17 protein-coding genes are annotated in these 22,671 nt (G+C 59.0%); 5 read left to right on the forward strand and 12 right to left on the reverse strand.

What is annotated here, in order from left to right:
* Positions 1–52: 52 nt before the first annotated feature.
* Entirely contained in the window at positions 53–922 is an 870-nt protein-coding gene (locus VN622_02345; GenBank protein HWR34693.1) for an undecaprenyl-diphosphate phosphatase, read from the forward strand.
* Between the two features lie 317 nt (positions 923–1,239).
* The gene (locus VN622_02350) at positions 1,240–3,645 is read left to right on the forward strand and encodes a DNA translocase FtsK (protein HWR34694.1); all 2,406 of its coding nucleotides are present in this window, start codon (positions 1,240–1,242) and stop codon (positions 3,643–3,645) included.
* Positions 3,646–3,827: 182 nt separating this feature from the next.
* Here the strand turns inward: VN622_02350 and VN622_02355 are convergent, their stop codons facing one another.
* The 6 genes from VN622_02355 to VN622_02380 all read right to left on the reverse strand — a co-directional run bounded on the left by VN622_02355 (position 3,828) and on the right by VN622_02380 (position 11,714).
* Entirely contained in the window at positions 3,828–5,081 is a 1,254-nt protein-coding gene (locus VN622_02355) for a DUF3999 family protein (protein HWR34695.1), read from the reverse strand.
* Complete coding sequence (locus tag VN622_02360; GenBank protein HWR34696.1) at positions 5,078–6,991, reverse strand: DUF2339 domain-containing protein; 1,914 nt, start codon at positions 6,989–6,991, stop codon at positions 5,078–5,080. The genes VN622_02355 and VN622_02360 overlap by 4 nt, the downstream gene beginning before the upstream one ends.
* 141 nt (positions 6,992–7,132) lie before the next feature.
* Positions 7,133–7,861, reverse strand: coding sequence for a hypothetical protein (locus VN622_02365; GenBank protein HWR34697.1), 729 nt, complete (start codon positions 7,859–7,861; stop codon positions 7,133–7,135).
* 105 nt (positions 7,862–7,966) lie between these two features.
* On the reverse strand, positions 7,967–9,217 hold the full coding sequence (gene rho, locus VN622_02370; protein ID HWR34698.1) for a transcription termination factor Rho: 1,251 nt from the start codon (positions 9,215–9,217) through the stop codon (positions 7,967–7,969).
* A gap of 181 nt (positions 9,218–9,398) precedes the next feature.
* On the reverse strand, positions 9,399–9,614 hold the full coding sequence (locus VN622_02375) for a DNA-directed RNA polymerase subunit omega (GenBank protein ID HWR34699.1): 216 nt from the start codon (positions 9,612–9,614) through the stop codon (positions 9,399–9,401).
* Between the two features lie 549 nt (positions 9,615–10,163).
* Positions 10,164–11,714, reverse strand: a complete 1,551-nt coding sequence (locus tag VN622_02380) for a YifB family Mg chelatase-like AAA ATPase (GenBank protein ID HWR34700.1) — start codon at positions 11,712–11,714, stop codon at positions 10,164–10,166.
* 273 nt (positions 11,715–11,987) lie between these two features.
* On the opposite strand from VN622_02380, the gene VN622_02385 reads away from it, so the two are divergent.
* Both VN622_02385 and VN622_02390 read left to right on the forward strand, forming a co-directional pair.
* A complete protein-coding gene (locus VN622_02385; GenBank protein HWR34701.1) occupies positions 11,988–13,652 on the forward strand; it encodes a multicopper oxidase domain-containing protein in 1,665 nt (554 codons plus the stop codon).
* Between the two features lie 273 nt (positions 13,653–13,925).
* On the forward strand, positions 13,926–14,774 hold the full coding sequence (locus tag VN622_02390; protein ID HWR34702.1) for a haloacid dehalogenase-like hydrolase: 849 nt from the start codon (positions 13,926–13,928) through the stop codon (positions 14,772–14,774).
* A 151-nt stretch (positions 14,775–14,925) separates the two neighbouring features.
* Here the strand turns inward: VN622_02390 and VN622_02395 are convergent, their stop codons facing one another.
* Complete coding sequence (locus tag VN622_02395) at positions 14,926–16,125, reverse strand: acetyl-CoA C-acetyltransferase (GenBank protein HWR34703.1); 1,200 nt, start codon at positions 16,123–16,125, stop codon at positions 14,926–14,928.
* A 221-nt stretch (positions 16,126–16,346) separates the two neighbouring features.
* Between VN622_02395 and VN622_02400 the strand changes: the two genes are divergently transcribed.
* Complete coding sequence (locus tag VN622_02400; protein ID HWR34704.1) at positions 16,347–17,093, forward strand: type II CAAX endopeptidase family protein; 747 nt, start codon at positions 16,347–16,349, stop codon at positions 17,091–17,093.
* A gap of 505 nt (positions 17,094–17,598) precedes the next feature.
* On the opposite strand, the gene VN622_02405 is transcribed toward VN622_02400, so the two are convergent.
* The 5 genes from VN622_02405 to VN622_02425 all read right to left on the reverse strand — a co-directional run bounded on the left by VN622_02405 (position 17,599) and on the right by VN622_02425 (position 22,532).
* Complete coding sequence (locus VN622_02405) at positions 17,599–18,303, reverse strand: RsmE family RNA methyltransferase (protein ID HWR34705.1); 705 nt, start codon at positions 18,301–18,303, stop codon at positions 17,599–17,601.
* A gap of 147 nt (positions 18,304–18,450) precedes the next feature.
* Positions 18,451–19,578 (reverse strand): molecular chaperone DnaJ, encoded by a 1,128-nt coding sequence (gene dnaJ, locus VN622_02410; protein HWR34706.1) that lies wholly within the window; start codon positions 19,576–19,578, stop codon positions 18,451–18,453.
* A 64-nt stretch (positions 19,579–19,642) separates the two neighbouring features.
* Complete coding sequence (grpE, locus tag VN622_02415; protein ID HWR34707.1) at positions 19,643–20,260, reverse strand: nucleotide exchange factor GrpE; 618 nt, start codon at positions 20,258–20,260, stop codon at positions 19,643–19,645.
* A gap of 6 nt (positions 20,261–20,266) precedes the next feature.
* Entirely contained in the window at positions 20,267–21,316 is a 1,050-nt protein-coding gene (hrcA, locus tag VN622_02420; protein ID HWR34708.1) for a heat-inducible transcriptional repressor HrcA, read from the reverse strand.
* A 364-nt stretch (positions 21,317–21,680) separates the two neighbouring features.
* The gene (locus VN622_02425) at positions 21,681–22,532 is read right to left on the reverse strand and encodes an Mrp/NBP35 family ATP-binding protein (GenBank protein ID HWR34709.1); all 852 of its coding nucleotides are present in this window, start codon (positions 22,530–22,532) and stop codon (positions 21,681–21,683) included.
* Positions 22,533–22,671: the final 139 nt, after the last annotated feature.

The following is a 22,671-nucleotide window of genomic DNA, read 5'->3' on the forward strand; positions in this document are numbered from 1 at the left end:
AGGCTTGCTGCCGTACAATGTTCCTTCTCACCTACATACAGCTGGAGCATCGTTGAACCACTATCTATTGGCTGTCCTGCTTGGAATCATCGAAGGCCTTACCGAATTCCTTCCCGTCAGTTCGACGGCGCATCTACGGATTGCGGAAGCGTTGCTGGGCGTCGATCTTTCAGACGGCTACTGGAAGATGTTCTCAATCGTGATCCAATTGGGCGCCATTCTCTGTCTGCCGATCTACTTCCGTGAGCGCATAAGCCGATTCCTGTCGACATTCCCCCGCGGAGAACGCGGCGACCGGACCGCGCTAACCCACCCGCTGACGCTGACGATCATCGCCTTCGTCTTCACCGCAGTCCCGGCGTTCCTGCTTACGAAGGTCATCGGCAAGCATCTTGAGAGTTTGTTCATCATCGCGTCGTCCCTTATCGTTGGCGGAATCGTGATGTGGGTTGTTGACGCTCTCTATACGAACGGTACGTTCTCCGCGCGCCCGACCGAGCACATGGAAGAGATGTCCCTCGGACAGGCAGTGTGGATTGGGCTCTGCCAGACGCTCTCCGCCGTATTCCCCGGCACCTCGCGCTCCATGGCCACTATCGCCGCCGGACAACTCTCCGGAATGTCGCGCACGTCGGCCCTCGAGTTCTCGTTCTTTCTTTCGATCCCGACCATGGCCGCGGCTACTGGGTACGATCTGCTGAAATCCCTGCGCCACCACGGCTCAGACCCCAGCGCACTCGGCTCTGTACACATGACTCCTGAAGGCTGGGTCACGCTCGCCATCGGCGCAGTCGTCTCCTTCATCGTTGCATACGGCGTAGTCGCGTGGTTCATGCAGTGGGTGCGTTCGAGAGGATTCGTACCATTCGCCGTTTATCGCATCATCCTGGGCGTAGGCGTGCTGTTCTGGGCGCTGAGGTAATTTTGCTGTTTCGACTTCGATGCCGTTAGCAAGGCGCTTACCTCAGCGGCTAAAAGCCGCTTGTCTTCATCTCGTAATGGCACGGCTGAAGCCGTGCCCCTTCAAAGACAAACCCTCACCCGACCATTCCTAACTGCCCCAATCTAACTCCCGATTCCCCGGCATCTTCCAAGCCAATGTTTTCGCCTTCTTTTCTCCTTTATTGCCGACGTTTCTGGCATAATCTAACTCGCTCTGGTGCGACTTCGGGCAGTACAGGAACACGGCTTTCGCCGCGGCGCAGACGTGTCTTGCCCGTCGGCGTTCCACGGTTCCGTATGCCATCTGTATCTATGAAGTTCTTTTCGCGCCTGTTCACCCCGACGAGCAACAAGCGACTGAATGAGCTGATCGGCTTTTTGATGCTGGTCGCCGCGGTCCTCCTTCTCCTTGCCTTAGCGTCCTATTCGCCGCTCGATCCCTCGCTCAACACCGCCGCCAACCATGGAGATTCCCGCCCAGCGCACAATTGGATTGGCATGATCGGAGCGAACCTCAGCGATCTGCTGCTGCAGTTTGGCGGCGTAGCCGTTTTCCTGATGCCTGTTTTCGTCTGCCTGATTGGCTTGCGCTGGTTCCGTTCACGGAAGGTGGACTCACCCGGCGCGAAGACGCTCGGCGCAATTTCGCTGCTCATCTTCTTCTCCGCCCTGCTCGCGCTGTTGCCATGGCATTGGCGCTGGATGCATGCCGCACCCGCCGAAGGATTGCTCGGGCGCATCGTTGGCGACGCCCTCATTCACTACCTCAACGTCACTGGCGCGTACATCGTCTGCGTTACAGCCATCGCCGTGGCGCTGTATCTGTCCACGGCTTTCAGTTTCGGCGCGCTCCAACTCTGGTTCCAGACTCGCTTCGCTTTCGCCTTTACGGCGTGGGACCGTTTTGAAGATTGGCGCGCTGCACGCGCCAAGGTTCGCGCCCAGAAGGAACTTGAAAAACGTCGTCAGCAGAAGCCCGTCGTTACCGCTCAACTTGTCCCGGGCGGAAAGCGCGGCGCTGCCCAGAACGTGCCCGCGACCGTCCAGCCAATCCAGGCGAAGTCCGGCATAGAACGCATGTTGGAAGAGGAACTGCCGGTTGTACCCGAACCGCCCGCGCCGAAAGCTGCGCCGCCGGTTGAAGCCGGTGTGGACGCGATCGAAGTCACTTCGCGGGCCGATGAGGATGCTCGCCGCAAGACCACGACGGCAAAGATGCAGGGCGGATGGAAGCTACCCTCCAGCTCTCTATTGCGCCGTCCGGACGCGCGCAGCGAATATGACGAAGAGGAACTGAAGCGCGTCGCACAGGTCCTCGTCGAAAAGTGCGCTGAATTCGAGGTTCACGGGCAGGTCACGCAAATCAATCCCGGCCCCGTTGTCACAACCTTCGAGTTCAAGCCGGAAGCTGGTATTAAGTACTCGCGTGTCACTGGGCTGCAAGACGATCTCTGCCTGGCGCTGAAAGCCGAGAGCATCCTGATCGAGCGCATGGCCGGCAAGTCCACGGTCGGTATCCAGGTTCCGAATGTGAATCGCGAAACCATTTGGCTGCGAGAAGTGGTTGAGGCCGACGAGTTCTCGCATTCGAAGTCAAAGGTAACTTTTTCACTTGGCAAGGACATCAACGGCCGCATCGTCACCGCCGAACTAAACACGATGCCGCACCTGCTCATCGCCGGATCGACTGGCAGCGGCAAGTCGGTGGCGATCAATGCGTTCATCATGTCTGTGCTGTACAAGGCCACGCCGGACCAGGTTCGCCTCATCCTGGTCGATCCCAAGCGCCTTGAATTGGGGAACTATGAAGGCGTGCCGCACCTTTACACGCCTATCATCACGGAGCCGAAGCTGGCCTCGAACGCGCTTCGCAACGCCGTGCGAGAGATGGAGCGCCGCCTCAAGCTGCTCGCGGAAAAGGGCGTCCGCAACATCGACCAGTACAACAAGCTTTTCGAAGGGAACTCAACGCCTAGCCTTTTTGAGGATGGCACTGAAGAGAAACCGATTCCGTACATCGTCATCATCATCGACGAGCTTGCCGACCTCATGATGCTGGACGGCAGCAATGTTGAAGAATCGATTACGCGCCTGGCACAGATGGCGCGCGCCATCGGCATACACCTCGTGCTCGCAACGCAGCGCCCGTCGGTGGATGTGATCACCGGCCTAATCAAGGCGAACTTCCCTGCTCGCATGTCGTTCCGTGTCGCCACCAAAATCGATTCGCGGACGATCCTCGACGCGAATGGCGCAGAAGCGTTGCTGGGACGCGGAGACATGCTGTATCTGCCATCCGGTTCCGCACGTGTTCACCGCGTACACGCTCCGTTCGTGACCGAAAAGGAAATCGCTGCCACCGTCGAGTTCTGGAAGGAACAGTCCACCGCCGAGTATGACGATAAGTTCCTGCAGGCGCCCAGGGAAGAAGGCAACAGCATTGGGACGGGCGGTGAGGGCGGCTCCGAGGGTAACGGCGACAACGACGAACTCTACCAGGATGCCGTGCGGCTGGTGCTTGAGTTCGGCAAGGCCTCAACGTCGCTCATACAGAGACGACTGCGTGTGGGCTACGGACGCGCCGCCCATCTTATCGACCTAATGGAGCAGGACGGAATCGTCGGCCCGGCCGACGGCCCGAAGCCTCGCGAAATCCTGAAGCGTCCCGACTGGCTTAGCGAAGTGGAAGACAGCCTGCGGTAGAGCGGTTGCCAGTAGTCAGTAGTCAGTAGTCAGTTGCCGGTGCCTGTGCCTGTATTGAAAGAGCCCCTCGCGAGAGGGAGTCAGATTGCTGACAAACTAGAGCGTCATGTCGACCGGAGCGCCGAAGGCGCGGAGCGGAGACACCTTGTGTTTCCTATGCGGCCGAACGCACAAACTGGTCACTATCCACTGCTCTTCCTCATTCCGCTGAGAGCCACTGCGCCCAATCCCACCACGGCGGCGATCAGCGCCGCCCACAATACCCAGGCGTGGCGATCCGTCCACGGACGAGAGTCAGGTCGTCCCTTGAAGTCAGGATTGTTCTGCGGCGCAGCAAGCTCGGCCTTCTGCATCTCCGGATCGCGACGGAACCAGTTCGCCAGGTCGTAGGTTGGCCGCTCGAGTTCCTTATCACCGTAGCAGAGAGCGAACTCGGTCTTCCCCGTCGGATAGAAATACAACCGGCGTTCATAAGCCATTGGTACGACGCGTTGGATTGCGAGCGGGCGGTCATCGCCGTTATGAACGAGGAGCTTGAATTTCGACGAGTACTGCGGACCGTGCAAGTCGAGCACAAGCTGCTCGCGGTCTGCCGGTTTTCCCTCGCGCGTCAGGTGCACGCGTGCGATTTCTCCCGTCGCGAGAACGTGTCCATCAGCATCCTGCAATTCGACCGAGCGCCGGAAATTGTCCTGCCCTGCGATCGCGAATTGCACGCTCTCCACGGGCATGCTCCCTGCGGCCCAGGTTATGACCGAGTCTTTGCCCTCTGTGGCCGTCTGCACGTTTGCCCGGAGCGGCGTCCAGGCGGCTTTCGTCTCCTCTGTCGTGGCGACGGTTGCGCCGTTCACATCGTCGGGCGCTACTCGTCCCGGAATCCTAACGCGCAGATAACGGAAGCGCGCCGGTGCCGGTAAGTTGATGCTGAAGTTCGAGCCAAGGTCCTCGCGCTTGAAGTCGAAGATTGTTCCTGAACCCAGGCGAGTCCACGCCAGCGCGTTCGGATCGTCCTCGCCCTCAACCAGCGCGCGCGTGATGAAGTTGCGCGTGCCAAGGTCAAGCGTCACGGTGTCGTACTCGACCGGTGCGGTCTTCGACTCCGGTCCCCATATCTCCAGCTTGAACTCCGTCGTCGCCCCTACCGCGCCGAGATCGAGCACACGGACGGGCGCGTGCTGCTGGGAGCGGCGACCATTCTCGACTTCAAGCGCGTACGGCACCTCGCTGCCGTCTTGAGCGTAGAGGCGAAGATCGCCGAGATCGCGGCGCGTGCGTTCCCAGATATCGGCGTCGATGGCTAAATAGTTCTGCCGGTCCGCGTGAGCCACGCGGACATCGCGACGCCATTCGAAGTACTCCCGCCGGGCTTCGCTCGCTGCCATGGCAACAACGACGCACGCGATGACCATCGCAGCCCATCCTGCAGTTCGTCTCATCGCGCGCCACCGCCAGCCGATTCCCGCCTCATGCTCTGTAGACGCAGGATGTGGCGCTGGTACAGGAACGAGATAGCCAGCAGGATGACGCCGAGCGCGATGAAACTCGCGATCCGATAGCCGCGCTCCAGCGCCGAGACGTCATAAATAAACACCTTCAGCACCGTCACTCCGATCAGCACAATCGCCTGCCAACGCAGGAACGACGAACGCTTCCAGAAGCCTACAAACATCAACGTGGCTCCATACGACATCCAGACAGCCGAATACGCGAATTCGCGAACGATGTTGAGCCGGCGCAGTTCGGTCGAATTCCAGTTCACATTCGGCCGCAAGCCTGCCTGGGCGGTAAACAGGCGCAGGAAATAATCGCTAACCTCAAGGTGCAGAGCGATCAGCGCGAATACGTTGATGAGCACAACTCCAGCCGCCATCACCGTCCGCACCCGCTCGTCTTCTGCATGTTCCCGCTGCAGCCACACGATGAATCCGAGCGCCGCGATTGCGACCATGTACGTCAGGAAGCGATGGTTCAGGAAGAGCATCTGGACGCGTTGATCGGAATCGACCGCAACCAGCTTTGCCGCACCGAGCGCGAACGCCGCAACAGCGAACAGCTTGATGAAACCGGTTCGCGTGCGATGGCCAATCCAGAAGAGCACTGCGGACTCCACCAACCATCCAAGCGTGATCCAGTGCGCCTCAAGCTTCAGCGGAATCGCAACGGTCAGAAAGCCTACGGCGATCCCGATGTGAAGGAGCGGCATCAATCGCGCTCCCGGTAATTTCGAATCCAACGATACACGCGGCACAGCACGAGCGAGGGCCAGATACACGGCGGCCAATGCAACGGCGACCCAGGCGGTCCAGTCTCGCCACTCCTGGCGCGCATCGAGCATCACGTAGACCTGGAAAAAGTAAACCGCTGCGTTCAGCAACGCCACAATCACAAGCGTTCGCGAACCGTACGGCGCGTCCGGTCGCGGCTCTACATGCGACACCACGGCCGACACCGCAAAGATGACGAAGAACACAGTCGCGAAGAGCAGCGTCATCGCCATCTGCGCGCTGGTATAGAACGCGGCATACCAGCCAACGTAGAGCAACAGTGTCCCGGCGAACGCGCCCGAGAGCAGCCGATGCCATGGCCTCAGACGCACCAGGACCAACGTCGCAAGATCCAGCAGCGCGACATAGGCAAAGAGCGCAGCTTCGCGGTTCTGTCCCGTGGAGACCAGTACCGGCGTAAGAAAACCGCCGATGAGCGCGAAGGCAGCCAGCACCTCGGCATTCTGCGTAAACGCCATTGCCGCTGTTGCGGCAGTCACCAGCGCCATCGCCGCGAATGCAAGCGGGGCGGGCATGAGCGAATACAAATGGAACGCCGCCCACAGCGACAGATACATCGCTCCCACGCCGACGGCCTTCAGCGAGTAGGAGAAGACTTGGAAGCCGCGCAGCCGGAAGCGTTCGCTCCACAGCACCACGCCTATACCGGAGAGAAGTCCGATGGCGACCCGGCCTGCCGGCCCTATCCACTCATTGTCGAAAGCGAACTTGAGGAAGTAGGAGACGCCCACGAGCACGGCAACGATGCCGATGCGATTCAGCCACTGCGAGCCTATGCGGCTCTCAAGCGACGTCTCCTCGCGAGCTTCCATGGTGGCGCGCAAGCCCGCACGGCCCGGCACGTCTGCTGGCGTAGAAAGTGGCAGAGTGGGTGGCGGAGTAAGTGGCGGAGGCGGTGCAGCCTGCATCGGCGGCGTAATGATCTCAGGAATAGGCTCCGCACCGGCGCGCTGTTCCGGAGCTTCGTGGGGAACGCCTGACATCTGCTCCAGCCGATAGACGCGTCGCGTCAGTTCGGCCAGCAAGCTACGAATCTGCTGTAACTCGTCTTGAGTAGCCATCGGGGGCTAAGGGTAACCGTTTAGAGCCGCGCCTGCAAAGACAAAGAGGACGATCATCGTCAGCGTGACAAGCGCGTCAAAGTGATGGGCTAGTAGCCTTGTCGTGATCTGGGATGTCCTCGATTTCTCTCTAAACAGAAATTACGGATGCGACGGGCTGGTTGGGTTCGGCTGGCCAGTAGTGAGCCATGCCGCCGCTGCTGCTGCTCCGGCGGTCACGAGAGCGATGCCAGCCGCCATCCCCGTGCTCATCCCAGAAACGGTTGCAATCTTGTCATTCTTCTGCTGATTGTTCTTCGCGTCGGTATCAACGCTGGTTGCCGCACCGGCATCAAGGTAGGTAGTGCCGGTAGCGCTCGTGATGGCCAGCGCTCCGGCCCTGGAGACGATCACGACTTTGCCCTGAGTTTCGGAGATCTCAAACTGAGCGGAACGCTGCTTCGGAGTGATGGTGAGGCCATCCACGCGAGCTTGCATGGCCTTTGTAGTGGTGATGACCGCGCCGCCATTATCGATTTGAATGGCGTTTCCGCTGAACTGTACCGACGACTTTGCAGCGACCAGAACAGTCGAGCCGTTCGCATGGATGGTTGCGGCCGAGTTCTCGGCAGTTTGAATCTTGTCGCCCACGAATACGGCACTCGAACGCGCCACGCCTGCACCGTTCAATGTGGCGTGTCCGGTCGCATAGAGCATTGCGGCATTCGTATCTGCCAGCACGATGGAGGCGGGAAGCACTGCAATCATCATCACACTTAGCCATCTGGTGCAACGGTTGCGCATCTGCACTCCCTGACAGAAATCGCTCTCGGCAGAATACGAAGCCACGTCGAGCGCGTCAATCGATTTAAAGCTGGATCGACGCGACATAGCGGCGTTCGCAATCCTGCACTCGCCCCAGCGTTGGGCAAACGAAAACGGCCGAAGCGTTAGCTCCGGCCGTTGCAATCAAACAGAAGAGTTGTGACAGAACCGCTATATCGAACTCATGTTCTGAAGGAAGTCGGCATTCGCGCGCGTTTTGCTCAGCTTGTCGATGAGCAATTCCATCGCTTCAACCGGCGAAAGAGGATTCAGCACCTTGCGCAATACCCAGATGCGCGCCAGGTCTTCCTTCGGAATCAGCAGTTCTTCCTTACGGGTGCCGGAGCGCTGGATGTCGATCGCCGGGAACGTGCGCTTATCCACCAGTTTGCGGTCGAGGATGATTTCCATGTTGCCCGTGCCCTTGAATTCTTCAAAGATCACGTCATCCATGCGCGAACCGGTTTCGATCAGCGCCGTGGCAATAATCGTCAGCGAGCCGCCTTCCTCGATATTGCGCGCCGCGCCGAAGAAGCGCTTCGGACGCTGCAACGCATTCGAGTCCACTCCGCCTGACAGCACCTTGCCCGAAGGCGGAACGATTGTGTTGTAGGCGCGAGCCAGGCGCGTGATGGAATCCAGCAGGATTACCACGTCGCGCTTGTGCTCCACCAGGCGCTTCGCCTTTTCGATCACCATCTCGGCCACCTGTACGTGGCGCGCAGCCGGTTCGTCGAAGGTCGAGCTGATGACTTCGCCCTTCACCGACCGCTGCATGTCCGTCACTTCTTCCGGGCGTTCATCGATCAGCAGCACGATGAGCACGACTTCCGGGTGGTTCGTAGTGATGGAGTTTGCCAGCGATTGCAACAGCATGGTCTTACCGGTACGGGGCGGAGCTACGATCAATCCGCGCTGCCCTTTACCGATCGGCGTCAGCAGATCCATGACGCGCGAGCTGATGTTCTCGCGAACCGTCTCAAGCTTGATCCGCTCTTGCGGATACAGCGGCGTCAGGTTGTCGAACAGAATCTTGTTGCGAGCCTCTTCTGGAGACTCAAAGTTGACCGCCTCGATCTTCACCAGCGCGAAATACTTTTCGCCCTCGTGTGGGGGGCGTACCTGCCCACTGATCGTGTCTCCCGTTTTCAGGTCGAACTTGCGGATTTGTGAGGGCGAGACGTAGATGTCATCGGGCCCAGGCAGGTAGTTGTAATCAGGCGAGCGAAGGAACCCATAGCCGTCCGGCAGGATCTCCAGCACACCTTCGGCAAATATGTGCCCTTCCTTCTCGCTCTGCGCTTGCAGAATTTTGAAGATAAGGTCCTGCTTGCGCAGGCCACTGGCGCCAGGCAGATCCAGGGAACGAGCTATACGGGTTAGCTCGGTGATGTTCTTTTCTTTCAGTTCAGCGATCGTCATGTTCACCTACGGGAGTATTAAGAAAGGGAAGGTCGGAAGAGCTCAGTGCCGCTGCGGCTCGGATGGCGCGCGGCGAGGGCGTCCCGCTTGATCGGTCCGCCGGTACGCTGCTGGTGGCTCATGCCACCGGCTAGCGCTCCGTCGAATTCGATCCGGCACAGTCGTGTGCCGCTTACAAGGGCTAGGCTGCCCGGCGCTGCGCCTCGTTGGCGTGCTCCGGTTCAGACATCACTCTCTGCCGCTCCGTGCCGGCGATCCGGGAGAACACATCATTCGTCGTGTCCTGAATCCGGGTGTTCGGCTTGTGGAACTTCCGAGTTGCTTTGGATGCAAGCTGGCAGAGCATATAACGGTTCTGCAGAGTATGTAAAGCTTCAAAAACCTTATCTGACCGCATCTCGTTCTCCTAATTTCCGAGAATTTCTACTGAGTCCGCGGCGCGAAACGCGCCAGCCGGGAGTCGGCTCGGACTTTACTCAGACCTGCAAGGGTCCGGAAAACCTTATTGCAGTTGAAAAGAGGGTCGCTGTCCTGCGAGGCTTGTAGCATCTCCAGTCCCTCATTGGATGCCACGAACCGCCCCTAAGTTGCTCTTTCCCCTGCCGCCGACAACTTCGCCCAAATACCTACCGGACAACAACCGCCTCCGCAGTACGTGCGAAGACCATATCGCCTCGCTCAACCTTATTTTTGGGATTTCCCCTAAGTGTAAGCGTTAGAGCCTGCCCAGCAGGAGGGTGCGAGATCTGTCGTTGGAGACTACCCGGAGCTTGCCGCTCCGGCAACTACCCGTTTAAGGTAAGGCCAATGTACCCACAGGTCAAGAATTTTCGCATCGCAAGTTAACTTCCATCAGTACAAGCACTTATGTGCCACGTCTCAAAGCTTCGGCCACCACGGCTCAACGTTACGGCCGACGTGCGAAAATCTTCTCGGTTCCAGTCCGCTAGGCCCAGTATGTTCTGTCCAACGTCCTGTACTGAATAGCTTCGGCTATGTGCTTGCTCTCGATCTGCGGAGCGCTTTCCAGATCGGCAACCGTGCGCGCAACTTTGAGAATGCGATCATGAGCACGTGCGCTGAGTCCCTGCTGGGTCATGGCGCGTTCCAGCAGACGCTCGCAATCGGCGCTTAACTCGCAGAACTGCCGTATCTGCCGGGAACCCATCTGCGCATTTGCAAACGTGCGCTCCCCGGCGGCCTTGAAACGCGCTAGCTGAGTTTCGCGCGCCCGGATCACTCTCTCGCGAACAGAGGCCGACGACTCCGGCTGCGGTCCGCCTCCGCGCAGTTCCTTGTAGTTCACGGCAGCCACGTCGATGTGGATGTCTATGCGGTCGAGCAGCGGCCCGGATATTTTCGAAACGTAACGCTGGATCATCGGCGGAGTGCAGTGGCACTCCCTGGTGCGGTCGTTGAAATATCCGCACGGACACGGATTCATTGCCGCCGCCAGCATGAAGCGCGCCGGGAAGGTCATCGACATTGCCGCCCTTGCAATTGTTACCAGGCCGTCTTCCAGAGGCTGCCGCATCACTTCCAGGACATTGCGCGGAAACTCCGGTAGTTCGTCGAGGAACAGCACTCCGTGATGCGCGAGCGATACTTCACCGGGCCGTGGAATCACGCCTCCGCCGATCAGTCCCGCGTCGCTGATGGTGTGGTGCGGCGAACGGAATGGACGCACGCTCACCAATCCGGCACGCGCATCCAGCACGCCGGCGACGGAATGGATCTTCGTCGTCTCCAGCGCCTCTTCAAAACTAAGGGGCGGCATGATGGTTGGCATCCGCTTGGCCAACATCGTTTTGCCTCCGCCAGGAGGCCCGATCATCAGGATGTTGTGTCCGCCTGCGCACGCCACTTCCATAGCTCGCTTCGCCGTGTGCTGACCGCGAACATCTTTGAAATCCACGGAGAGCTGCTCGCATGAATTCAGCAGCGCAGTTGTGTCCACCTCGATTGGCTTAGTCCCATTGCCGGTATTCAACAGGTGAACCACTTCAATCAGCGAACGCACGGGATAGACATTGACGCCGCTCACCATCGCCGCCTCACGCGCATTCACTTCCGGCACCAGCAGGTTCTTGATCTGCTTCGCACGCGCGGCGATCGCCACCGGCAGAGTGCCGCGCACAGGACGCAGGCTGCCGTCCAGCGAGAGTTCGCCGACCATGACGTAGTCTTCCAGTTCGCGCTTGTTCAGCGCGCCGTAAGCGCCAAGGATGCCGAGCGCCATCGGCAGATCGAAACCTGACCCCTCTTTTTTCAGGTCTGCGGGAGCCAGGTTGATGGTGATGTGCGTTGGAGGAATGTCATAGCCGCAGTTCTTCAGCGCCGCTCGAATGCGTTCCCGGCTTTCGCGCACCGCCGCATCCGGTAGGCCCACCGTAGTGAAATGGTCTTCATTGAGCTTTACGCCGGAGACATCAACCTCGACGTCGATGATGTTCGCGTCAATCCCGTACACGGCCGCACTAAGAGTTTTGAAGAGCATGGGTCCCCGGACACAAAGGGTTATCCCTATCAAAGGCTTGATCAACTCTGAAGTGCCGGTGGTCACAGCAGTGCGTGACGCGCGACTACATCGGTGACTCTGAATCTCAATATCCTGAATGCAACCTTGGTCCGGAGGCGCTTGTGCTCCCACGACCCATACCCGCTATCCATCGTTGGCACGTAGTCGCGCAGTGCGCATCTGCTTCTATGCTCGACCGCGTCTCTGTCCCCTGCTGCCCGCTGTCACGCATTCCTCCAGGAGTGTCTGCCCATGTCCACCCGTCGTCACTTTCTCAAGGTGTCCGCATTAACCGGTGCGGGAGCCCTACTCGCCCCACGTATCCCTGTGCCACAACTCTTTGCCGCGCGTCGCACCTCGCCCACACTCGCGCGCTTCGTTGATGTCCTGCCGCGTCCCGCTGTCATGACTCCAGTGACTGGAACGGCCGGTGGCGCTGCCACCTACCGCGTCTCCATGTCCGAGTTCGCGCAGCAGTTACATCGCGACCTGCCGCCGACTCGCGTGTGGGGCTATGCAGGTCAATATCCCGGCCCCACTATCGAGGTGCACCGCGGCCTGCCCATCGCCGTGCAGTGGCAGAAGAATCTGCCGAGCGCGCACCTGCTTCCGATCGACCACACAATCCACGGAGCTGGTTACGACCAGCCTGACGTACGCGCCGTCGTTCACTTGCATGGCGGAAAGGTAATGCCCGAGGACGATGGCTATCCACTCGCGTGGTCTACTTCTGCCGGAGAACACGGCCCGAACTATTACAGCGACACGTTCCTCTACCCCAACGATCAACCTGCAACGACACTCTGGTATCACGACCACGCGCTCGGAATCACTCGACTCAACGTCCACGCCGGGCTTGCTGGCTTCTTCCTCGTGCGAGACTCGGTGGAAGACGCGCTCAACCTTCCTCGCGGTCAGTACGAGATTCCTCTGGTCATACAAGACCGCAACTTCAACGCCGACGGCTCGCTTTTCTATTCCGGCGAAGGACTCACTAGTGCGCACCCGGTCTGGATTCCTGAATTCTTTGGCGACACTGCGCTGGTGAATGGCAAAGTGTGGCCGTACCTCGAAGTGGAACCGCGCCGCTATCGCTTCCGCATGCTCAACGGTTCCAACGCGCGTTTTTATCACCTCGCGCTCGACAAGGGCCTGCCGTTCTGGCAGATCGGCACCGATGGTGGCCTTCTGCCCAGGGCGGTCGCGATGCCGCGGCTTCTCATGGGGCCGGCCGAGCGTTGCGATGTGATCGTGGACTTCAGCGGCCTCGCGCCCGGAACCTCCATCAATCTGGCAAACAACGCGCGCTCGCCTTTCCCCGATGGAACAGACACTCGCCTGCCGCAAATCATGCAGTTCCGTGTCACTTCGCTGTCTTCGCCGGACGCGACCACGCCGCCGCAGAACCTCTTGCTACCCAACGTGCCACTGCTCGACCCAACGGGAGCCAACGTTCGCGATGTCGTCATATCCGAGATCATCGACGAAGAGGCCGACGCTCCGCTCGAAGGTCTTCTGGACGTCAAGTATTTCGACATGGAACCGGACAAGCTGCCAGCGCTCGGATCTACCGAGGTCTGGCGGATCATCAACACCACCGGAGATGCGCATCCCATCCACCTGCACCTGGTTCAGTTCCAGATTCTCGACCGCCGCACCTTCGACGAGGAGACCTACGACGAAACGGGCAAAATTGTTTATACCGGCCCCGCAAAGGCGCCTGCACCGAACGAGCGCTCGGCGTGGAAGGATACCGTTCTCAGCTATCCCGGCACGGTCACACGTATCATCGCGAAGTTCGAACTGCCGGCGGGAGCTGTAACCCAGCCAGGCCAAAGACTCCGGTACCTGATCCACTGCCACATCCTCGAACATGAAGACAACGAGATGATGCGGCCCTACGAAGTTGTTTGCTGAAGACGTGTCTGCTTTTTGAATTGCTACCTGAAGAAGAGCGAAGCTGATGTATCAGCTCCGCTCAGATTGGCGGCAACTAGAACAAATGGGTGGAGCAGGCCTTCAGGCCTGCATTGAGCTGAATGTTGCAAGGCGGTTTCAGCCGCTGAGGGACTGCCTGACTCAAGACGGCGCCCTCTACCATCACGTTCGCGGCTCTTGCGTATCGCCGCATCCTTCAGTCTGTTGAGGAATTTTTGTCAGTCTTTTGCGCTGCTTGGTAATCTGATTTACATGGAGAAGCATGTAAAGACATACCTGTTCGCAAGCGACTTCGACCAGACGCTCAGCTTCAACGACTCTGGTTATGTTCTGAGCGAATTGCTCGACATTCCCGCCGAGGAGTTCAAGCGCAAAGCTACCGGGATGGCAAAGCTGCGTCTCGTTCAACAGGGCGCCGAGCTGGCCTATCTACTCCTGCACGATCCGCAATTCCGCAGCCGCGTACGGCGCGAACATCTCATTGAGGTCGGAAAGCGCGTACCTCTGAAGCAGAACATCGAACTGCTTTACAAGCTCCTGGAGACCGGGATCGACGGATACCGGTTCAAGTTCTTCGTGCTCTCGGCTGCGCCGGTCGAGATCGTGCAATCAGCGCTTGAAGGCATGGTGCCGAGAGATCACATCTTCGGAACCGAATTCCAATACAGCTCCAGTGGCGAGATTGAGACGATCTCCAATGCGACCGCCGGTTATGGCAAAGTCGCGCGCCTTGACTGGTTGCAGGAACAGCTGCAGATCGGTCCAGATCACGTTATCTATGCCGGCGATGGAAGCTCCGATCTTCATGCCATGCTGCACGTGAACGGATGCGACGGGCTGACGATCGCAGTTTCCGAGTCACGAAAAGTGACGCGAGTTGCGCAACGTACAATTCTGAGTTCAAACGCCCTCGCAATGCTCGTCCCAATCCTTGAGCAGATCGTCCGCTGGTCGCCTTCCCAGATTCGTGAATTCTTCGAGTCGAACGGCCTTCTAGTCCAGGATTGGGCTAAGGTTCGGATTGACTGGTTCAATCTGCGGCCCGCAGGTGAAGAACAATTAGCAGGGGAAGAACAACTAGCAGATGGCGCGAGTGTCTGAAAAAGAATGACATAGCTTCATCCCATCGGCTGGGTAGCGATGGAGTTTCTTCGACATCATAGTTTCAAATATCGGAGCGCCGGACGAAGGAATCCGGGGCTCCGAGTAACTGAAATCAGCAACAACAAGCGACGGTATCGCGCCGACCCTTTTACAAGCTTTCTAACGCCATTGCGACCGCGTTACCGCCGCCCAGGCAAAGCGCCGCGATGCCACGCTTCGCTCCACGCTTCTTCATCTCGTAGAGCAACGTAACTATGATTCGGCAGCCGCTTGCACCAATCGGATGTCCAAGGGCGACTGCGCCGCCGTTCACATTTACACGGCTGAGGTCGAGCCCGAGTTCGCGTGTGACACCAACAGCAGCCACGGAGAACGCCTCGTTAATCTCGTAAAGATCAACGTCGCCGTTCTTCCATCCGGTTTTCTGCCATATCTGCCGGACCGCATCCACCGGGGCCATCATGACCCACTCCGGGGCCACGCCGCTCGTCGCCTGCGCGACGATGCGGGCCATCGGCTTCGCGCCAAGTTCCTCGGCCTTGCGCGCACTGGTCACGACCACCGCAGCGGCGCCGTCGTTCGTGCTCGGAGCGTTGCCGGCCGTTACTGTGCCATCTTTTTTGAATGCCGGTTTCAGAGCTCGCAGCGCTTCGATGGTCGTGTCTTCGCGCGGACTCTCGTCCGTGGTGAACATCGTCGGAGCGCCGCCCCTCTTCTTTGCCGGAATTTCCACAGGTACGATCTCGTCTCTGAACTTGCCGGCCTTGATCGCCTCGACAGCTTTGCGATGCGAGTTGAGCGCGTACTCATCCTGCTCTTCGCGCGTGATGCCGTACTTCACCGCCACGTTCTCGCCCGTGTTGCCCATGTGGTAGTCGTTGTACTTGTCCCAAAGTCCGTCGTGAACCATCGAGTCAACGACTACACCATTGCCCAGGCGATACCCTTTGCGCGCGCTTGGGAGTAGGTAGGGCGCGTTGCTCATCGATTCCATACCCCCAGCTACCACAACTTCCGCGTTGCCCGTCTGAATGGCTTGTGCGCCTAGCGCGACGGCTTTCAATCCCGAGCCGCACACTTTGTTGATCGTCATCGCGCCGACCTGTGGTGGCAGTCCGGCGAACAGCGCAGCCTGACGCGCAGGGTTCTGTCCGATCCCGGCGCTCACCACGTTGCCCATGATGCATTCGTTGACGATGTTCATGTCCGTGATGCCGGCGCGACGCACCGCTTCGCAAACGGCGAACGAACCAAGCTGCGGCGCGGAGAAGTCCTGAAGCGCGCCCATGAATTTCGCTACCGGCGTGCGGACGCCGGAGATGATCACTACGTCTTCAAACGAAGCCATCCATGCTCTCCTGGAAACTTGATTACGGAACTTGATAGCGAAACTTGATTACGCGAACTTGATTAAACGAATGAAGCCTGCTGGCCACTCGGTCGCGTCGGGACCCCACGTCCCAGACTCTCTGGCGCTGCCGACGCCAGCTACTCATTATAAGATGGCCATCAAGCAGCCTGCGACTCAAGCCGCGCCGGACCAGCTGCGCCGGAGGTGAATCGCCAATCATGGACAGCGTCCCCATCGTTTCGCCGCATGACGTCTCTGTACCGACGCCCAGGTACCCTGCCATAGCGCCTTGGTGGCATACCATCTCGTTCGTCATCATCCTGCTCGTCTTTTCTGCCGCAGGTGCTGCGGCTGACCACACGATGAGCGCGCGCCACGGACGCTGGGTCCAATACGCCGTCACCATGGCTTGGGAATGGATCCTGTTTGGATACGTCTGGTTCGGGATCAGGCGGAGCGGGATTGGAATGCGCGAGCTCATCGGAGGCCGATGGAAGCAGGTAGAAGATTTCCTGCTCGATGTGGCGCTCGCGTTTGGATTCTGGATCGTTGCTCTTGGAGTGCTGGCCGCGCTCGGCTACGCCATGCACCTTACGGGCGCGAACAAGCTCGAAGAAGCGCGACGCCAACTCGGATTCCTTGTCCCGCGAACGGGTCTCGAGGTGTCGTTATGGATCGCGCTCAGTTGCACGGCAGGAATCTGCGAAGAAGTCATCTTCCGGGGATACCTGCAACGTCAGCTTTCCGCCTTCACTCGCAACGCGTGGGTCGGAATCTTTCTCTCCGGAATCGTCTTCGGTGCGGGTCACGGATACGAAGGTGCAAGGCGCATGGTCCTCATCGCAATCTACGGAATGATGTTCGGAATCCTGACGCACGCAAGAAAAAGTTTACGACCCGGAATGATGGCTCACGCGGCGCACGATGTCTTCACCGGACTCGCGCTTCGTTTCCTGATGAAGTAACGGGGCAAATTCGCAATGCTCGCAAACATGCATGAACACTGCACGAAAACGATGTCTCCCCGGGACAGAAGTTTTGCGTCAATCGATTGCGAGAAATTTTCGAGCGCGAATTTCGTCTCTCCACCGCTCTCTCTGCTGCCGATAACCGTGGTCACAGCAGGACTCTCTTCTCTTTTTTTCTTGACATCGTTTTTCAATCAACTTATACAACTAGAAAATTGCAACAGTTGATCGTTGCAATTCTCGATGACAAATCGAAAGGGAGAATAGACACTATGGCAACGAAAAAGGCTGCAAAGAAGCCCGCGAAGAAGGCCGCAAAGAAAAAGAAGTAACTTGGCCTTCAGGCTAAGACAACCGGGGGACGCGAAAGCGTCCCCTAACTTTTTGGTTATGACTGAAATTGGTTATGACCGAAATCGGCTATGACTGGAATTGCGCCGGGCACTCAGACTTGCGCATTGTGGATACAGCCGTAGCCCTGAATCGATACTACGGCCAGCGGCTACCAGCTTCGTACTAAGGCCGTCGCGGCAATCGCAGCCGTCTCTGCTCTCAGGATGGTGTCTCCCAGGGAGGCCGATTTCCAGCTTGCGTCGGCGAACATCTTCAACTCCTCTTCCGTCCACCCGCCCTCGGGCCCTATGGCCAGCGCAAAGGTTCGCGCCCCGCCGCCATCGACCAGATCGCGCAGTGTCGTTCCATCCTCGACCTCCGAGAGCACGATCCGCAGTTCGGCTTCGGGGGCAAGCGCCTGCTTCAACCTCAGCGGCTCCGCAATCTCTGGAGGCGACACGCGCCTCGACTGCTCCGCCGCTTCGCGGGAGATCTTCCGCCAACGCTCCACGCGCTTCTCCGCAGCCTTCGCCAGGTGCGAATCCGTACGGCGCGCGATGACCGGCACGATCGCCGAGACTCCCAGCTCGGTACACTTCTCCACCGCCCACTCGAAACGATCGAACTTGAATATCGCCAGCAACAGGATGAGCGATGCCTGCTCTGCCGTCTCGACCCGCTCGCCAAGCTCGAAGTCCACGCGCTCGTCACTGACGGAGAGCACGAGTCCGCGCCGCACCTCCCCGCCGGCAGCGATATCGAATTCCTGTCCAACACGCGCCCTGAGTACGCGTGCAAGGTGCGAGGCATGAGCACCCACCAGCGCAGCGCGCTCGCCCTCTACCTCATCCGCAATCCATCTTCGTCTCGTCATAAGCGTGTCTTGTCACAGAAACGTCTGTCACAGAAACGTGTCACAGAAGCCGCTCGCAATAAAATAGCGCAGCTCGCGCTGCGCTACGAAAACTTTCGATCGCCGAAGCTGCCCCGGCGCTGTCGCCGGCTGCCCGGTGCCAGCTTTCTAACCGAACATATCTTTCACTTTGCTCATAAGCGACCGACGCTCTGGCTTGTTCTCGACTTTGCCAATCGATTCCAACTCCTGCAACAGTTCGCGTTCCCGCTTGGAGACTTTTGTTGGCGTCAGCACCTTCACCTGTACGAACAGATCGCCACGTCCATGCCCGTTGAGCACAGGCACACCCTTGTGACGAAGCCTGAAACTCGTACCCGTCTGCGTGCCTTCAGGAATCTTGACGGTTGTTTCGCCCTCCAGAGTCGGGATCTTGATCTCGGCTCCAAGGCCCGCCTGCGCGAATGAGATTGGAACAACGCAAAACAGGTCCTTGCCTTCGCGTTCGAAAAACGGATGCTCCTTCACGTGCAGCACGACGTAAACGTCGCCGGAAGGGCCTCCATGAACGCCAGCTTCACCTTCGCCGCCGAAGAGAATACGGGTTCCCTCTTCTACGCCAGCCGGTATCTTAACCTCAAGCGTGTGCTCTTCCAGCGTGAGTCCCGAGCCCTTGCATTTCTTGCACGGGTCCTGGATGACAGTGCCCGTTCCCTGGCACGCTGGACACGTGCGCGAGATGCTGAAGAAGCCCTGCTGATAACGTACCTGCCCGCGACCGCTGCAACTGCGGCAGGTCACCGGAGCCTTGCCGGGTGCCGCGCCGGTTCCGTGGCAAGTCCCGCAGGCCTCGCGCCGGCGGATTGTCACCTGCTTCGTGACCCCGAAAACCGCGTCCTCAAACGTCAGCGTGAGGTCTTCGCGAATGTCGCCGCCGCGTTGCGCGCGCGAACGCCGTCCGCCTCGGCCGCTGAACATGTCGCCAAAGCCGAACAGGTCGCCGAGTATCTCGCCGAAATCGACCGACGGGTCGAAGCCGCCGAATCCACCCGCGCCACCGCCGACGCCTGCGTGTCCGAACTGGTCGTACTGCGCTCGCTTGTTGGAGTCGCTGAGGATGGCATACGCCTCGCTGCATTCCTTAAAGCGGTCTTCGGCGTCCGGATTGTCGGGATTGCGGTCTGGATGAAATTGCAGTGCCATCTTGCGGTAGGCACTCTTAATTTCCTGGTCGTTCGCATTTCGCTCAACGCCCAGGACTTCGTAATAATCGCGTTTGGTATTTGTCGCCAGAATTCGTCCCTGCTGCTTCCGTTAGAATTTCGCTCCGCACACCCACGCAGTGCGGGAAGTTGCTCGTCTACTTGTTATCTGGATTGCTCGCCACGCGAACCATCGCAGGGCGAAGCAGCCGATTGCGCAGCTTGTAGCCGCGTTGCAGTTCGTCGATCACCTGGTTGTTCTTCGCTTCGGCAGTGTCAACCATCTGGACCGCCTGGTGAAGGGTGGGATCAAAATCCGAACCTGTCGCCGCAATCGGCTCCACGCCGAGCTTGGAAAGCACGTCGTGGAATTGCCGGTCGATCAGCTCGATACCCGCCCGGAAATCAGCGGCATCGGCGTTTTCGGTTTTGAGCGCGCGGTCCAAACTATCCAGGATCGGCAGAAACTGCTTCAGCGCCTCCGTCAAAGCGTAGTCCCGAAACTCCTGCTGCTCACGCGCCGTGCGCTTGCGGTAGTTATCGAATTCCGCTTGCAGCCGCGCCAGCCGGTCCAGGTACATGACCCGTTCGGAGCGCAAGCGTTCCAGTTCGGTCTCCAGATCGGCGATGCCCGCAGTGGGGAGTTGCGCCGGGTTTTCGGTCGCCCCTGGTTCGCCCGCTGCCTTTTCGTTTGTCTGGTCGTCTGTCGTTCCCGGCACGTTATCCGCGTCGAGACGGTTCGTCTCTCCGTTGCTCTTTCCGTTCCTGTCTGCCATGGGGATCTACGATTCCGAATCGTTAAGGACTTTATCGAATAGCCGCGCAATGTACGACACGGCCGTGATCGTGTGCTGATAATCCATGCGTGCCGGCCCGATCACTGCGAGCGAGCCAAAGACCTCGCCACCCACCCGCGCAGGAGCGCCGATCAGGACGAAGTTGCCCAGGTTTGGCATAGCTTCTTCCAAACCGATTACGACGCGCACCGCTTCCTGCCGGGAGTCCAGGTAAGCCGAGAGCAGATGCACAATCCTCTGCTTCTCTTCCAGTGTCTCAAGCATTTCGCGCAAGCGTTGCTGGTCCTGATCGCTCGTCAAAAGATTAGCGGCGCCTTCCACGTACACATCGTGCAGAGACTGGCCAGTCCCCAGCGCGCCCTTGCGACACAGGTCTTGAATCGATCTCATCAGGCGGTCGTATTCGCTGCGCTCTTCTTCAATACACCGAGCCAACTCAACCTGCACCGCTTCCATGGTCCAGCCTCGGAAGTTGTCATTGATGTATCGGCTGGCCAAATCCAGGTCGCCTTGCGACAGGTCTGCCTCCGGACGCAATACCCGGTCGCGCACCACGCCGCCTTTGGTAACTACGACCGCCAGCACCTTCTGTTCGGCCAACCGCTGAAAGTGCACATGATCGAGCGCGTTGCGCGGACCACTGCCTGCCATGGCTACCCCAACGCCGCGAGAAACCAGCGACAGGACGTGCGATGTCCGCTCCATGAAGTCCTGCACGTCGGTCGTACCCTGGAAAAACTTCTGAATAGATTGTTCGTCTTCGTCCGTCAGTTGCGCGTTTCCGGAAAGCTTCTCAACGTAATAGCGGTATCCGGACATACTGGGCACACGCCCCGCCGAGGTGTGCGGCTGTTCGAGCAAACCAGAATCCGCTAGGTCGGCCATAACATTCCGAATCGTGGCGGCGCTCAACCCCTCAGGATTGATGCGCGCCAGCGTACGCGAACCCACGGGTTCGCCCGTCGAGATATATGTCTCAACGATGGCCGTAAGAATTTCTTCCTCACGACGACCGATATGTTGCGTAACTGACATAACAGTTTCGCCCAGCACTGCTGGCATCCCCTTTAGATGCAGGGGCTTAGCTTTTGGATTCGCGGACTATACATCGATTCTAGGTAGCTGCCGAACCGCTGTCAAGGCGGATTGGCACTCCCCGCCCAAGAGTGCTAAACAAAGGCAAACGACGCTACGGGACAATATATAAGGAGGGCCGAGACGACTCGCCCCGTCGGCTACTGCTTCTGAGCTACAGTCCTTGCGCAGGAATCCGGGGCCTAAGCACACGAAGCCAAACGCCTTACAACTGTTCAGCGAAGCCCGGATTTCATATAAGCAGATAAGAACACCCAGCATTGAACTATGCTGGGTGTCTCGGTTGCAGGTCGTAAAACACGCGTTACGTGATCTCAATAACGTTTTCGCCCGGCGTGGACTGAATTTCTTTTACTCGCTCTGCGACTTTCCGCGAAAACGCGAACAGCGATTTGGCGTGCTCCGACTGCTCGCCTTCCAGCGTCACCGGATGTCCGGCATCGCCGCCCTGGCGGATGCTCGCATCGAGCGCGATCGCGCCCAGGAACGGAACTTTGAACTGCTCGGCCGTTCGCTCCCCGCCACCTTTCGAGAAGATATCGACTTCATGGCTGCAATGCGGACACACGAAGTAACTCATGTTCTCGACTATGCCTATGACATCGACCTTCACTTGGCGGAACATCTCGATTGCCTTGCGCGCGTCTTGCAGCGAAACGTCGGAAGGCGTCGTGACCACGATGGCGCCCGTCAGCGGAACCGTCTGGATCAGCGAGATGGCAACATCGCCAGTGCCCGGCGGCAGATCGATAACCAGGTAGTCCAGTTCGCCCCATTCAACCTGTCCGAGGAACTGCTTGATGATGGAGTGCAACATCGGCCCGCGCCATACCAGCGGCTTGTCGCCCGGGTTCAGCAGGCCGACCGAGATCATGCGTATCCCGTAGCGCTCCGCGGGAATGATGCGGTTTTCCCCCGCAATCTGTGGCGGCTCCGTCGCGCCCAGCATCAGCGGCACGTTCGGGCCATAGATATCTGCGTCGAGCAGGCCCACTTTGTGGCCTAGCCGAGCCAGCGAGAGCGCTAGGTTCACGGCAAGCGTCGTTTTGCCAACGCCGCCCTTACCCGAACCTACGGCGATGATGGAATCTACGCCCGGCAATGCTTGCGGGCCCTGCGGCTCATGACCATGAGGAGGATGTGGATGCGAACTCACGAGAAGGTTCCTTGTTTGTGCGGGACTGTGGACCGTAACTTCTGATTATACCCACGACCACGCGTCATCTGTCGCGCCGGAACGCCGAGCACCGGGCCGTGATCGCCGAACCAGCTTAGTCGCAACGAAAAACCGCCGC

It is taken from the genome of Clostridia bacterium (assembly GCA_035561135.1).
In the GTDB taxonomy this organism is placed as follows: Bacteria; Acidobacteriota; Terriglobia; order Terriglobales; family Acidobacteriaceae; genus DATMYA01.

Bases quoted from the DNA above. Each gene is read 5' to 3' on its own strand.
- VN622_02350 (HWR34694.1), top strand. From the start codon at position 1,240: ATGCCATCTGTATCTATGAAGTTCTTTTCGCGCCTGTTCACCCCGACG.
- VN622_02355 (HWR34695.1), bottom strand. From the start codon at position 5,081: ATGAGACGAACTGCAGGATGGGCTGCGATGGTCATCGCGTGCGTCGTT.
- VN622_02360 (HWR34696.1), bottom strand. From the start codon at position 6,991: ATGGCTACTCAAGACGAGTTACAGCAGATTCGTAGCTTGCTGGCCGAA.
- VN622_02365 (HWR34697.1), bottom strand. From the start codon at position 7,861: ATGTCGCGTCGATCCAGCTTTAAATCGATTGACGCGCTCGACGTGGCT.
- rho (HWR34698.1), bottom strand. From the start codon at position 9,217: ATGACGATCGCTGAACTGAAAGAAAAGAACATCACCGAGCTAACCCGT.
- VN622_02375 (HWR34699.1), bottom strand. From the start codon at position 9,614: ATGCGGTCAGATAAGGTTTTTGAAGCTTTACATACTCTGCAGAACCGT.
- VN622_02380 (HWR34700.1), bottom strand. From the start codon at position 11,714: ATGCTCTTCAAAACTCTTAGTGCGGCCGTGTACGGGATTGACGCGAAC.
- VN622_02385 (HWR34701.1), top strand. From the start codon at position 11,988: ATGTCCACCCGTCGTCACTTTCTCAAGGTGTCCGCATTAACCGGTGCG.
- VN622_02390 (HWR34702.1), top strand. From the start codon at position 13,926: ATGGAGAAGCATGTAAAGACATACCTGTTCGCAAGCGACTTCGACCAG.
- VN622_02395 (HWR34703.1), bottom strand. From the start codon at position 16,125: ATGGCTTCGTTTGAAGACGTAGTGATCATCTCCGGCGTCCGCACGCCG.
- VN622_02400 (HWR34704.1), top strand. From the start codon at position 16,347: ATGGACAGCGTCCCCATCGTTTCGCCGCATGACGTCTCTGTACCGACG.
- VN622_02405 (HWR34705.1), bottom strand. From the start codon at position 18,303: ATGACGAGACGAAGATGGATTGCGGATGAGGTAGAGGGCGAGCGCGCT.
- grpE (HWR34707.1), bottom strand. From the start codon at position 20,260: ATGGCAGACAGGAACGGAAAGAGCAACGGAGAGACGAACCGTCTCGAC.
- hrcA (HWR34708.1), bottom strand. From the start codon at position 21,316: ATGTCAGTTACGCAACATATCGGTCGTCGTGAGGAAGAAATTCTTACG.